This is a genomic window from Testudinibacter crocodili (genome assembly GCF_006228025.1).
Taxonomy (GTDB): domain Bacteria; phylum Pseudomonadota; class Gammaproteobacteria; order Enterobacterales; family Pasteurellaceae; genus Chelonobacter.
The window spans coordinates 1-13,825 of the sequence record NZ_VDHF01000094.1 but is presented as its reverse complement, the minus strand read 5'-3'; the positions used below and the strand labels follow the sequence as shown (position 1 = coordinate 13,825).

Below are 13,825 nucleotides of genomic sequence, written 5' to 3'. Positions count from 1 at the left end.
AACGCCTTCAAACCGCACTTTTGTGTTTACTATTGGATTTTGCCGTTGAAGCAAAACAATTCTAAAAAATCGTTAACGGCAAAATACAATAATCAACCGCCACTGGCATAGCGGCTCAATGTTGGTTACACTAAGCGCTCATTTTGTTCCTAGCCATCTGAAAAGTTATGAATCCATTATTCACCTTAAACCTGCCACAGCAAGCCGCCGACCATAAATTACTCGGCAACGTCATCGCCGACAGCGATGTGTTGGCGATCAGCCAAGCCGCAAGCCAACATCAAGGCTTGACCGTCGTGGTGACTGCCGATACCCGCCATGCGCTAAGTCTGGAAAAAAAGCTCAGCCGTTTCAGCAGCCAAAATATCTGCTTTTTCCCTGACTGGGAAACCTTGCCCTACGACAGTTTTTCACCGCACCAAGATATTATTTCTGCGCGCCTGAGTGCGCTGTTTTTCCTGCAACAGCCGCGGCAAGGTATTTTCGTGTTGCCGATTAACACCTTGATGCAACGCCTGTGTCCACCGCACTTTTTAAGCAATAACGTGCTGTTGATTAAACAAGGCGATCGAGTGTTGTTAAACAAATTGCGCTTACAATTGGAGAATGCCGGTTATCGCGCAGTGGAACAAGTGCTTGAGCACGGTGAATATGCGGTGCGTGGTTCGCTGTTAGATCTGTTCCCGATGGGCAGCGACGAGCCGTTTCGCTTGGATTTCTTTGATGATGAAATTGATTCGATCCGCACTTTTGACGTGGATACACAGCGTACGCTGAACAAAATCGAGCAGATTAACCTGCTGCCGGCACATGAATTTCCGACCGATAATAAAGCAATTGAGTTTTTCCGCGGGCAATTCCGTGAACGTTTTGAGATCCGCCGCGATCCGGAACATATTTACCAGCAAATCAGCAAAGGCACGCTGGTTTCCGGGATTGAATATTGGCAGCCGCTGTTTTTTGAACAGATGGCGACGCTGTTTGATTACCTGCCTGACAACAGTCTGTTTGTTGATTACCACAACAACGCTGAGCGAGCGGAGCGTTTCTATCAAGATGCGCAACAACGTTTTGCAAGCCGCAAAGTTGACCCGATGCGCCCATTGCTGCCACCAGATCAGTTATGGCTACGGATTGACGACATCAATCGCCAATTGAAACAATATCCGCGCTTAACGCTACATAACGAAAAATTACGCAATTCGGCACGCCAGAGCAATTTACCGGTCAGTGCGTTGCCGCCATTGACGATTAACGCCCAACAGAAAGAGCCGCTGAAACTGCTGCGCCAATTTGATGAGCAGTTTGACGGACAACTACTGTTTTCGGTGGAAAGCGAAGGACGGCGTGAAACCTTACTCGAATTATTACGCCCATTAAAGCTAAAACCGCACTTCGCACCGACCCTGTCACAAGCATTTGAAAATCGTCATAACCTGATGATTAGCGGCTTGGATAACGGGTTTATTTTGGATTGTGACAATCATACCCAACTGGCACTGATCACCGAAACCAATTTATTGGGCGAACGAGTGCAGCAACGCAAGCGTGATCAACGCAAAACCGTGAACCCAGATACTCTGATCCGTAATCTGGCCGAACTGAAAACTGGACAGCCGGTGGTACACCTCGAACACGGCGTGGGGCGTTACGGCGGTTTAACAACGCTTGAAACCGGCGGAATCACTGCCGAATATCTGATTTTAGATTACGCCAACGAAGCAAAGCTGTATGTGCCGGTGTCATCTCTCTATTTATTAAGTCGCTATGTCGGCGGCAATGAAGAAACCGCACCGTTGCACAAACTGGGTAGCGATGCCTGGGTGAAAGCTCGGCATAAAGCAGCGGAAAAAATCCGTGATGTGGCGGCAGAGCTGTTGGATGTGTATGCCAAACGGGAAACACAAAAAGGCTTTGCTTTTCAGTATAATAAAGAAGAATTCAAACAGTTTGCCGATACCTTTAATTTTGAAGAAACCATCGATCAACAGATGGCGATTAATGCGGTGATCAGTGATATGTGCCTGCCGAAAGCGATGGATCGTTTGGTGTGTGGCGATGTCGGCTTCGGCAAAACCGAAGTAGCAATCCGTGCCGCTTTTTTAGCGGTGAACAACAGCCGCCAAGTGGCGATTCTTGTGCCGACAACGCTATTAGCACAGCAACACTACGACAATTTCAAAGACCGCTTTGCCAATCTGGCCGTCAATGTAGAAATGTTGTCACGCTTCAAAACCGCCAAAGAACAAAAAGTGATTTTGCAGCAACTGGAACAAGGCACAATCGATATTCTGATCGGCACACATAAATTGCTGCAATCCGATGTGAAATTTAAAAATCTCGGGTTATTAGTGGTCGATGAAGAACACCGTTTCGGTGTGCGGCAAAAAGAGCGGATCAAACAACTGCGTGCCAATGTGGATATTCTGACGCTGACCGCCACGCCGATTCCACGCACCTTAAATATGGCGATGAGTGGCATGCGTGATTTATCGATTATCTCTACCCCACCGGCGCGCCGCCTGACAATTAAAACCTTTGTACGTGAAAACGATGATCTGCTGATTCGTGAAGCGGTGTTGCGCGAAATTCTGCGTGGTGGACAGGTTTATTACTTGCATAACGATGTTGCCACCATTGAAAACTGTGCAGAACAGCTGGCAAAACTGGTACCGGAAGCGCGTATTGTGATCGGGCACGGGCAGATGCGCGAACGGGATCTGGAGCGGGTGATGAGCGATTTTTATCATCAGCGTTACAACCTGTTGGTCTGCTCCACGATTATTGAAACCGGTATCGACGTGCCGACCGCCAACACCATTATTATCGAACGTGCCGATAAATTTGGCTTGGCGCAGCTGCATCAACTGCGCGGTCGTGTCGGACGTTCGCACCACCAAGCGTATGCCTACCTACTGACCCCAAATCCGAAACGCATGACCAAAGATGCGTTAAAACGTTTGGAGGCGTTGGAAAGTCTGGATAATCTCGGCGCCGGTTTCGTGCTGGCAACCCACGATTTGGAAATCCGTGGCGCCGGCGAACTGCTCGGCAGCGAGCAAAGCGGACAGATCGAATCGATCGGCTTCTCGCTTTACATGGAATTGCTCGAAAGTGCGGTCAACGCCCTGAAAGAGGGACGCGAACCCTCTCTGGACGAACTGACCCAACAGCAAGTGGAGATCGACTTACGCATTCCTGCATTGCTGCCGGAAGAGTATCTGGGCGATGTCAATATGCGCTTGTCGTTCTACAAACGCATCGCCAGCGCTGCTAGCCAGCAAGAGTTGGACGAACTGAAAGTAGAACTGATTGACCGTTTCGGTTTACTGCCGCAAGCCGGCAAAAACCTGCTGCAAATCGCAGAATTGCGCTTATTGGCAAAACCGCTCGCCGTGCAAAAAATCGAAGCCCACGCCCAAGGTGGTGCGCTCGAATTCAAAGCTAACGCCGAACTCGATCCATTAAAATTCTTAGCATTAATCAAACAACAGCCGAACATCTTCCGCTTCGACGGCCCAACCAAATTCCGCTTCAACAAAAGCACCGAAACCGCACAAGAGCGGTTGGCATTTGTGGAAGAGCTGGTGAAAAGTTTGTTGGATTAGCTTATTATTAAACCGCATTTTACTGCTTAACTTATTGAAAATCAGGCAAAGTGCGGTTTTTTAATCTTAATGCAGACAAGACCTTGCAAATTTTTAATCTCATCTTCCGGCTCACCTTTTAATATCTCCAATCCTTCTGTAGATCCAAACATCAACAGTCTCTACTGATAATGCTATTCATGTGGCGAAATATAAGAATAAAATTAGGTTGAAAATCGAACAGACTCTCCGATGCCCACTTCAATAAAAACATTAAATTTATTGAAATAAATTAATTCATCCTCTACATAAATTTTAAAAAAGTAAAAAATAAAATGTTACACAGCTCACGCTTCATACCATTTATATTATTTTTCTGCTTAGAAAATTACTTTTTTTGCCGTTTATTTTTATATTATGCCATTCTACCTATGTAACAAAAAATGAATATTAATGAAACTTGATGTAACCATTTAAAAAATCATGTTTTTTTGTTTGACCAAAATCACAAATTTGACAGTCTATTGAATATTATGATTGATCGTTATCACACTTTTCGCATAGGAGTATTGCTCCGTTATTGAAGTAAAATATAAATATTTACTATCAATCAAAGCCTGCTCCACTGCTTTTCGATAAACTTCTCTTTATTAGCCCACTCTATGAGGTGTTTTATGAACAATACATTTATTTTGAACTCATCAATTCATTTACTAAAAAAATCTTCACTCGCAATTTTAATTTCCTCCTTTTTTGCTACCAGTGCTTTTGCTGCCCCCCTAAACGCAATACAAAAAAACGAAACATTTGTATCATCAACATTAAGCAATGCCATCCCATCTATTTTTACTTACAGTGCTCTAACACCGTTTAGTTCTCCAGTTAATGTCACGGATACCTTTGCTGCACAAAATGCCTTTCAGCTAGAGAGTGGTTCACTAACATTTCGTTTCAAAAATTCTGAAGCAACACAATTAACTGCTTTATTAGGGGTTTCAAACTCAAAAAAAGATAATGACTATATTCTTTTCTATGTAAATCGAAAAGCCAGTGCCGATGCTTTCGGAATTGAAATTAGAAAAAATACAAATTTAATTCCAAATAATCAACTTGTTACTGCTGATATTGCAAGAAATGACAGCGAATTCACCACCGTTACTTATACCTTTGATAAATTAAATAAAAAAATCATGATTTATGTCAATGGTACTTTACAAAAAACCTATCACGGTGATACCAAATTCTTTAAAGATATTGAAGGGTTAGATGCGGCTTATGTCGGGCGAACAAAACGTGCAAGCGGTACACGCGAAATGACATTTACCGGTAATGTTTATTATGCAGGGGCTGAACCAAAAGTATTAACCGCAGAAGAAGTTAAAGCAGAACATGATAAATTAACCAAAAACTATGTTCTTGAATATAATGCCTATCTTGAAAACGAAGCGGCTAATATCAAATATGCAGAAGATAAACATAACAAACTCGGCTCTTATATGAGCACAAAAGACCCACTATTTCAAAAAGGTCAAGGAGATGCAAATAATTACCGTATTCCGGCACTTTTAACCACCAAGGATGGTGTTGTGATTGCAGCTATCGATAAACGTCATCAACATGCCGGTGACTGGGGCAATATTGATACCGCCATCCGCCGTAGTCTTGATGGTGGAAAAACATGGCAAGATGATCAAGTGATCATCGATCTTGCCAGTCAAACTTATGGTGCTGCCAACGCTGCATTTTTAATTGATCCGCTGATGCTACAAGATAAAACCTCTGGACGCATTTTTATGTTAGTAGATATGTTCCCTGAAACTCAGGGATTCTTTGGCATAAATAGAGATCATTCATCAGAAGGTACCGGCTATAAAAAAATCAAAGATAACTACTACCGTGTATTAACTGGCGCTGATGGCGCACAATATACCGTTCGAGAAAATGGTATCGTTTATAACGAAGATCACCAACCTACTGAATATAAAGTGATTGTTGAAGGTGATGCTGCTATAGGCTTTAAGGATCTAGGCGATTTATATCATGGCGCAGAACGATTAGGTAATGTCTTTTTACAAACAGCACAACAAGGAAGTGATGCCGCCCCGTTAAAAGTACAGATCACCAGCTATTTATGGCTGACACACAGTGACGATAATGGTGCGACTTGGTCAAACCCAGTCGATCTGACCCCGCAAGTAAAAGCAGATTGGATGCGTTTTTTAGGTACTGGTCCTGGAACCGGTATTCAGCTACAAGACGGCACATTAATTATGCCAGTCTACTACACTAACAGCCATAATAAACAATCTGCTGCATTAATTATTAGCAAAGACGGCGGTAACACATGGGAGCGAGGTGAATCACCAAATGATCGTCGTTTAGCATCTACCGGTGGATCTCGCCTTCTAAATGATGATTGGAAGCAATTGACTGAATCCCAAGTTGTTGAATTAGATAATGGCGACCTGAAATTATTTTCTCGTAATTTAAGTGGACGAGTGCAAATTTCAACCAGTAAAGATAGCGGCTATACTTGGCAAAAAACGATTATCTCAGATGATATTTTACTTGATCCTTACTCTCAAATGTCAGTGATTAAATATTCGAAAAAAATTAATGGTAAAGAATATTTAGTTTTTGCTAATCCACACTCAGCTTCTCGTTCTAGAGTAAATGGCATGGTGTGGTTAGGGGAGGTACAAGACGATGGTTCAATTAAATGGAAATATAATACAACTATTACAACAGGAAACTACGGTTATAACAGCTTAACTGAATTACCTGACGGCGCTATTGGCTTGCTCTATGAAGAAAGTGCAGAGAAAATTCAATATGTACGCTTAAATTTACAGGAAATCGTTTGGTCAGAAAATCGAATCTATCGAGATAAACGCAGCACTGAACATCTAGAAGTTAGCTTAACCAGTGATCGTGCCGAAACATTCTACAAAATCGGTGATGGTGAAATGGTGAAAGTTGGCACTGGCGAAAATGCGGCTAAATTAGTTATCGAGGAAGGTACGGCAACCTTAAAACAGACCGCTGATGATAACAGTAAAGTTCAAGCCTACGCTGAAGTCACAGTAAAACAAGGCGCAACCGTCCGCTTAGCTGATGATAACCAACTACCGTATGACAAATTAATTTTAGAAGGCGGAAATGTCGATCTTAGCGGCAATACTATTACCGTAAATAAAGCTACTTCTGACACACAAACCACCGGTTTATATTCAGATAACATCACTGGGCACTTTATTAACAGCGCTGAACAAATGGCAACGCTAGTTTATAATGCTGGCGGTCAACACACTATCAACGGTAATCTGGGTGGCGTGGCTGAAAATCATCAGCCGAAGATGAACTTGGTATATAACCCTGATGGTGAAAATGCTAATCTTACGATTGACGGCATAACCCTGCTCAATGAAATTGATGTTAAAACAGGCAAAATCACCTACAAAGAAAACACACAGCATTTTTCTGAAACCACCAAAGTTGGCACAAATGCAACCCTCGCTTTAGAAAGCGGTACAACGGTGGTCGCCAAAGCTGTCACCTTGGCGCAAGATTCAACATTAAGTATTCATTCTGCTGCGGATAAGTTGGTTCATTTACACACTGAGAATCTCACTGGCGCAGGCAATCTCAGCAAAACTGGCGCTGGGGTTTTCCAACTTTCCGGCAATACCAAATTGGATGAGGGTAATATCAACATTAAAGACGGTATCTTCATTCTTGATGATGCGACAATTAATGCGAAAACGTTCACGCTTGCCAACGGTGCAACATTAAGCGGCAATGGTAGCATAACCTCAACCATGGCTTGGCAGGCAGGCGCCGTTATTTCCCCACATCATCCACTGACAACGGCTGTAGGCGAGCGCACTCGTGCACGTCCTTTTGAAGCCAACGCCTTAAACTTCACCGATATCATCAACCAAGGTGCAAGTGCGGTCTTGCGAGTAAATAATATCAGTGATGAGATGAAAGACTGGCAGCATGACTTCCTTAAAATTACCGGCAATGTCACCAATAACAGTGATAAAGCCATTCCAGTTGTCGTTAATTTGCTTGGTACAGAAAATGCAAATTCAGATATAAACGGCAACGGCTTTTACGATAATAATGAAGGGATTTCACTTATCCAGATCGGCGGCGAAGCAAAATTGGGGGTGTTTGAACTGATCAATGGTAACGTATTAAACAATGATTTATACAGCTATACCCTCGTTTCCTTTGATAAAGGCGCATCCTTGGCAAGTGAAAATAAAGTGAATGACAATCAAAACAACTTCTATGATTACCGTTTGCAGACACAGTTGATTGACTCACAAGGGAATACACCTTCAACAAGAATCACTGTTGCAGCAGCAACGACTACACCAACAACTACGGCGGTTACAGAAACAACTCCTGTTGCCACACCGGCACTCGGGTCACAAACTGCCTCTGGGTCATCTGCATCGAATTCATCGCTCTCTGCTCCAACAAAATCTGAAACCGTTAGCGAAACCACAAATTATCGTGCGCAAATCAATTCATTGATTCCATCATATATTGTGGCTTCAGATTTAGCGCTAACCCATAACAATATGATTTATCAAAACGTTGAACGACATTCAGCGCCTTTGCTTGATGATGGTCAGAACATGTTTGTCGCTTATTTGAACGGAAAAACAGATTATAAGTCATCAGCTGGATTCTTAGATTATGGCTACAACGCAGAATCTCGCTATAACGGTTGGATAGTTGGCGGAAAAGTGTGGCAGTCTGAACAACAAAACCGCACTTTGCACCTTGCTGTTAACCACGGGAAATATCACACCACTCCACAAGCTGCTGACGGAACAAGCCGTGGTAAGTACAAAACCTACGGTGCAAATATGAAATTTACGCAGCAATTTGGCGATGCTTACCTGGCACTCGATACCGGCTATCAACACCATAAAGGCGAGATCAGCGCTAACAACGACAGCGCCACGCTGGTGGCAAAAGCGCTACGTCTTGGTTCAGAAGTCGGCTATCGCTTTAGCTTAGGCAACATCGATTTGATTCCGCGACTGAATGTACAATTGCAACGTATGCATTTGAAATCAGATAGTGATTTATTTAAGATTCAATACGACAACATCAATGCCGTCACCACAAACCTTGGTTTAAGAACGCATTGGAGTCTCGATAACTTCATCCTAGGCTTAGATACTTACTATCAACACAATAGCAGCAGTAAAGGCGATTTGCTGGTACGCTCTGCTATCGCAGAAAGGAGCTTTACCTCAGGTGGACTAGGCAATTCAATCAATGTGGAAGCTGCCGCTGAATATCGGATTATGCCGAAATTGAGCCTAGGGATTAGCGTTGGTTATCAGCATAAAGTCTCGCATAATGCGACCAATAGCCGAAATGCCTCAGCGACTATTAAATATACGTTCTAAGTTTTAACACCATAACTCACCGCACTTTAACAACCGATCAATTGTTAAAGTGCGGTTTTTCTCTGTTTATAAGCCATACCATTCCCTCGCAATATGTTCTACAATAGCCGAACTCATCACGTTGTTTACCACTAAACGAGGGCATTATGTATTTAGAACAAATTAAAGCAGAATTAAACGAAGCGGCTGATGTGTTGCATAACTTCATCAACGATGAAACAAACATTCAACGGATTCAAGATGCCGCGCTGTTGTTGGCGCAGAGTTTTAAAAACGGTGGCAAGGTGTTGTCGTGCGGTAACGGCGGTTCGCATTGCGATGCGATGCACTTTGCCGAAGAACTGACCGGGCGTTACCGCGAAAACCGTCCCGGCTATCCGGCAATTGCGATTTCCGATGTCAGCCATTTGAGCTGTGTCAGTAACGATTTCGGTTATGAATATGTATTTTCCCGTTTTGTGGAAGCGGTCGGTAACAAAGGCGATGTGCTGTTTGGGCTTTCCACTTCCGGCAATTCACAAAACGTGTTAAATGCCATTGCAGCCGCTAAAGCCAAAGGCATGAAAGTGATTGCTATGACCGGTAAAGATGGTGGCAAAATGGCAGGTTTGGCAGATGTCGAGATTCGGGTACCGCACTTCCGTTATGCGGATCGCACGCAGGAAATCCATATCAAAGTTATTCATATTCTGATGATGTTAATCGAATTTGAAATGGCAAAAACGGCTTAAGTTTGATATTAGGTTCTTTTACACGAGGAGATCAGCAATGAACAATTTATTCAGTCAATTACAAAGCCGTCTTGGCGAGATGATGAAAGATGAAAACTTTTCCAAAATCGCCAAAAGTGCGGCGGTCGGCGGGTTGGCAGGTTTGATTCTGGGCAATAGCAGCGCTCGTAAAGGCGTTTTTAAGGCCGGAAGTTATGCTGCATTAGCCGGTGCTGCTTGGCTTGCTTATCAAAAATGGCAACAAAATAAAAGCGGAAGTGCGGTGCAAGATGTGCAATTCGACCCACAAGCCCAGCAAGAGGCGATTACTTATGCCAACAACACCTTATCTGATAACAAAATCATGTTGTTAACCCAGGCGATGGTGTTTGCCGCCCGTGCCGACGGGCAAATCGATGCGCAAGAAAAAGCGCAAATTCATAAAGGTCTGGAACAGTTGGGCTATGGAGAAAATGCCGATCAACTGGTTAATCAATGGCTCAACACCCCGTTAGATCCACAAGCCCTTGCCGAACAAGTCAATGACCCGCAACAGGCTGCTGAAGTCTATATGGTTTCCTTGTCGGTGATCGACCCCGACCACTTTTTGGAACAAGCTTATATGCAGCAACTGGCGCAAGCGCTGAAATTACCCGCCGAGTTGAAACAACAGCTGGAACTGGCGGCGAAATAATAAATTTTTAGCACTTCAACAGGGAAGCCACGCTTCCCTTTATTTTGCTTATTTATCTGTTTGTATTATTTTTATCCAACTTTGAATTTAATGCATCAAACCTGCATTTTTATGCAAATTTTTTGGCTTTTTTTGCGATTTTATTTGCATAGCGCTTTTTTTATCATTACTATTCCAGATTATTTATTCTCATAAACGAAGACCCTTTTCAGCATGACGATCAGTATTAAAAACCTCAATTTTTTTTACGGCAAGAAGCAAGCCCTATTCGACATTAATTTTGAATCGCAAGACGGTGATATTATCGTGTTGCTCGGGCCGAGTGGCGCCGGCAAAAGCACCTTAATCCGCACACTGAATCTGTTGGAAGTGCCAAAGAGCGGTCAGTTAACGATTGCCGGTAATCAATTTGAATTATCCGCCAATACCGATGCCAAGAAAATTCGTAAGCTGCGTAAAGATGTCGGTATGGTGTTTCAGCAATACAATCTGTGGCCACATTATACCGTGCTGGAAAACCTGATTGAAGCGCCGATGAAAGTGTTGGGACTCAGCAAAGCTGAAGCGGTTGAACGTGCTGAAGGGTTGCTGAAACGCTTACGGGTTGAGGATCATGCCAACCGTTTTCCGCTGCACCTTTCCGGCGGACAACAACAACGTGTCGCGATTGCCCGTGCCTTGATGATGAAACCACAAGTGCTGCTGTTTGACGAACCAACCGCAGCGCTCGATCCGGAGATCACCGCACAGGTGGTATCCATTATCGAAGAGCTGAAACAGACTGGGATCACTCAGATGATTGTGACTCACGAAGTTGCCGTGGCACGCAAAGTGGCGACCAAAGTGATCTATATGGAACAAGGGAAAATCGTTGAAATCGGTGCCTCTGACTGTTTCAAAAATCCAAAAACTGATGCTTTTGCACAATATTTATCACACTAAATTTATTACACTCACTGTTAGTTATACTTAATTTTACTCTCTTCGTTAAGGAGCTTACCATGAAAAAACTGCTTGCCACCGCACTTTTGGCGACCGCCTTCTCTGCCAACGCATTGGATATTACCTTTGCGACCGAACCAACTTATCCGCCATTTGAAAACACGGATTCCAGCGGAAAAATCGTGGGTTTCGATATTGATATCGCCAATGCTATTTGTGCCGAAATCAAAGCAAATTGCCAATTCCAAAGCCATGCGTTCGACAGCCTGATTCCAAGCCTGAAATTCAAACGTTTTGATGCCGCTATTTCAGCCATTGACATCACCGCAGAACGAGCCAAACAAGTCAGCTTCAGCGATCCGTACTATGACAGCTCCGCCAGCTTTATCGCAGTGAAAGGCAAAGCTGATTTAAGCAGTGCGAAAAGTGTCGGGGTACAAAACGGTACCACCTTCCAACAATATATTGCCGCAAACGGCAAACAATATAGCACAAAATCCTACGCTACCTTGCAAAGTGCGATTTTGGATCTGAAAAACGGACGTATTGATATTATTTTCGGTGATACCGCAGTTCTTGCCGACTGGATGAAAACCGACGACAGCTTAACATTCGCCGGAGACAAAGTGACCGACCCAAATTATTTTGGTAATGGTCTCGGCATTGCCGTCAATCAAGCCAGCACCGAATTATTGGCGGAGTTGAACAAAGGCTTGGCGGCGATTAAAGCCAACGGTGAATACCAAAAAATTTATGACACTTGGATGTCCGGAAAATAATCATCTTTTATGTTTAGCAATTTTCTCTCGCTAATGCTTTCAGCCACCCTGATGACCTTGGGGTTGGCTGTTTGTGCTTTGATTTTTGGTTTGCTGTTGTCGATGATTTTTGTGGTGCTAGAAACTGCCAAACTGAAATGTATCCGCCATACCACTTCGGTACTGCTGACTTTGCTGCGTGGCTTACCTGAAATTCTAGTGGTGTTACTAATCTATTTCGGCTCGACGCAGGTGCTGTTTATTCTCACCGGCGATTTTATTGAATTCAGCCCATTTTGGTCTGGCGTCGTTGCCTTAGCCATTATTTTTGCGTCCTACGCCTCACAATCGCTGCGTGGTGCGATTCAAGCAATTCCCCTCGGACAGTGGGAATCCGCTGCTGCGTTGGGTTTAAGTCGCTCACAAGCCTTTATCTCGATTATCATGCCGCAAGTGTGGCGTCACGCCTTGCCGGGCTTGAGCAATCAATGGCTGATTTTACTGAAGGATACCGCACTAGTGTCGTTAATCGGCGTAAACGATCTGATGCGCCAGGCAGAACTGAGCAACGCTAACACCCACCAGCCGTTTACTTGGTACGGCATTGCAGCACTGCTCTATCTTGCGGTCACCATTCTCAGCAAAATCGGGATTGCCCGCCTAGAAAAACGCTTCACCCGTTTTGAAAGAGAGGCAGCATGATCAGTGACTATTTTGCAGTTATCGCACAAGGTATTCCAACCAGCCTTGCATTGACAGCGGTCGCCTTAATTATTTCGTTTATTTTGGCAGTGTTGTTTACTTTTATCCTATCGATGGAAAACCGCACTTTGAAAGCGCTAGTCAACGGTTATATTACGTTGTTTACCGGCACACCTTTATTGGTGCAGATTTTCTTAATCTATGCCGGTCCAGGGCAATTCCAATGGATTATCGACAGCCCGGCTTGGTCACTGCTGTCCAATGCCTGGTTTTGCGCAATGTTGGCGTTGGCACTCAACAGTGCCGCCTACTCTGCACAGCTATTCCACGGCGCGGTGAAAGCCATTTCGAAAGGACAATGGGAAAGCTCAGCGGCACTCGGTTTAAGCCGCTGGCAAACGCTGCGGATTTTAGTACCGTTTGCGCTAAAACGGGCGCTGCCGTCTTACACCAATGAAATCATTTTGGTGTTCAAAGGTACCTCGCTGGCTTCAACGATCACGATTATGGATATTATGGGCTATGCCAGACAACTATATGGTACACAGTATGATGCGTTGCTAATCTATGGTATCGCCGGAGCGATTTACCTGATTATCACTGGGATTGCGACCTTATTGCTACGTCGTTTGGAGAATAGAACTCTCGCGTTTGAACGTTTAGAAAGTAGTAAAAGCCACTAAACTCAAGCCATTTGCGGTTGCCATTTGAATTTTTACAGTGTAGTATTTAACAAGTAGTTCAATAAGCTACTTACTAAATATCCCTACAATTTGAAACAAAAATCGCAGGAGAGGTTATTATGAAAATAATTTGGGCATTGATTTTAGCCGCAACAATTGGAACATTATCCGCTTGTAACACGGTGAAAGGCGCAGGACAAGATATCCAATCTGCCGGTGAAGCGATTGATAATACCGCAACCAAAGTTCAGAAAAAGATGTAATCTGAACCTCAGTACAGCTCTAATAACCATAATGGGCATAGTAGACAAAAA

At 43.8% G+C, this 13,825-nt stretch carries 9 protein-coding genes; all 9 read left to right on the top strand.

Features of this window, described 5'->3' with window-relative positions; translation table 11 throughout:
* Nucleotides 1-167 precede the first annotated feature (167 nt).
* The 9 genes from mfd (at nt 168) to FHQ23_RS10025 (ending at nt 13,774) form a co-directional block, all read left to right on the top strand.
* The gene (mfd, locus tag FHQ23_RS10065; RefSeq protein ID WP_139614212.1) at nt 168-3,608 is read left to right on the top strand and encodes a transcription-repair coupling factor; all 3,441 of its coding nucleotides are present in this window, start codon (nt 168-170) and stop codon (nt 3,606-3,608) included.
* Between the two features lie 653 nt (nt 3,609-4,261).
* A complete protein-coding gene (locus tag FHQ23_RS10060; protein WP_176552302.1) occupies nt 4,262-9,022 on the top strand; it encodes an exo-alpha-sialidase in 4,761 nt (1,586 codons plus the stop codon).
* Between the two features lie 146 nt (nt 9,023-9,168).
* Nucleotides 9,169-9,753, top strand: coding sequence for a D-sedoheptulose 7-phosphate isomerase (gene lpcA / locus FHQ23_RS10055; RefSeq protein ID WP_139614210.1), 585 nt, complete (start codon nt 9,169-9,171; stop codon nt 9,751-9,753).
* A 37-nt stretch (nt 9,754-9,790) separates the two neighbouring features.
* Nucleotides 9,791-10,426 carry a tellurite resistance TerB family protein gene (locus FHQ23_RS10050; protein WP_139611942.1) on the top strand — a complete coding sequence of 212 codons (636 nt, stop codon included), beginning with the start codon at nt 9,791-9,793 and terminating at the stop codon, nt 10,424-10,426.
* A 213-nt stretch (nt 10,427-10,639) separates the two neighbouring features.
* Nucleotides 10,640-11,368 (top strand): arginine ABC transporter ATP-binding protein ArtP, encoded by a 729-nt coding sequence (gene artP, locus FHQ23_RS10045; RefSeq protein ID WP_139614209.1) that lies wholly within the window; start codon nt 10,640-10,642, stop codon nt 11,366-11,368.
* 59 nt (nt 11,369-11,427) lie between these two features.
* Nucleotides 11,428-12,147, top strand: coding sequence for an arginine ABC transporter substrate-binding protein (locus FHQ23_RS10040; protein WP_139614208.1), 720 nt, complete (start codon nt 11,428-11,430; stop codon nt 12,145-12,147).
* 9 nt (nt 12,148-12,156) lie between these two features.
* A complete protein-coding gene (artQ, locus tag FHQ23_RS10035; RefSeq protein WP_139614207.1) occupies nt 12,157-12,828 on the top strand; it encodes an arginine ABC transporter permease ArtQ in 672 nt (223 codons plus the stop codon).
* A complete protein-coding gene (gene artM, locus FHQ23_RS10030) occupies nt 12,825-13,511 on the top strand; it encodes an arginine ABC transporter permease ArtM (protein WP_139614206.1) in 687 nt (228 codons plus the stop codon). The genes artQ and artM overlap by 4 nt, the downstream gene beginning before the upstream one ends.
* 119 nt (nt 13,512-13,630) lie before the next feature.
* Complete coding sequence (locus FHQ23_RS10025) at nt 13,631-13,774, top strand: entericidin A/B family lipoprotein (RefSeq protein WP_132968172.1); 144 nt, start codon at nt 13,631-13,633, stop codon at nt 13,772-13,774.
* The last annotated feature ends 51 nt before the right edge of the window (nt 13,775-13,825 follow it).

Bases quoted from the DNA above. Each gene is read 5' to 3' on its own strand.
- mfd (WP_139614212.1), top strand. From the start codon at position 168: ATGAATCCATTATTCACCTTAAACCTGCCACAGCAAGCCGCCGACCAT.
- FHQ23_RS10060 (WP_176552302.1), top strand. From the start codon at position 4,262: ATGAACAATACATTTATTTTGAACTCATCAATTCATTTACTAAAAAAA.
- lpcA (WP_139614210.1), top strand. From the start codon at position 9,169: ATGTATTTAGAACAAATTAAAGCAGAATTAAACGAAGCGGCTGATGTG.
- FHQ23_RS10050 (WP_139611942.1), top strand. From the start codon at position 9,791: ATGAACAATTTATTCAGTCAATTACAAAGCCGTCTTGGCGAGATGATG.
- artP (WP_139614209.1), top strand. From the start codon at position 10,640: ATGACGATCAGTATTAAAAACCTCAATTTTTTTTACGGCAAGAAGCAA.
- FHQ23_RS10040 (WP_139614208.1), top strand. From the start codon at position 11,428: ATGAAAAAACTGCTTGCCACCGCACTTTTGGCGACCGCCTTCTCTGCC.
- artQ (WP_139614207.1), top strand. From the start codon at position 12,157: ATGTTTAGCAATTTTCTCTCGCTAATGCTTTCAGCCACCCTGATGACC.
- artM (WP_139614206.1), top strand. From the start codon at position 12,825: ATGATCAGTGACTATTTTGCAGTTATCGCACAAGGTATTCCAACCAGC.
- FHQ23_RS10025 (WP_132968172.1), top strand. From the start codon at position 13,631: ATGAAAATAATTTGGGCATTGATTTTAGCCGCAACAATTGGAACATTA.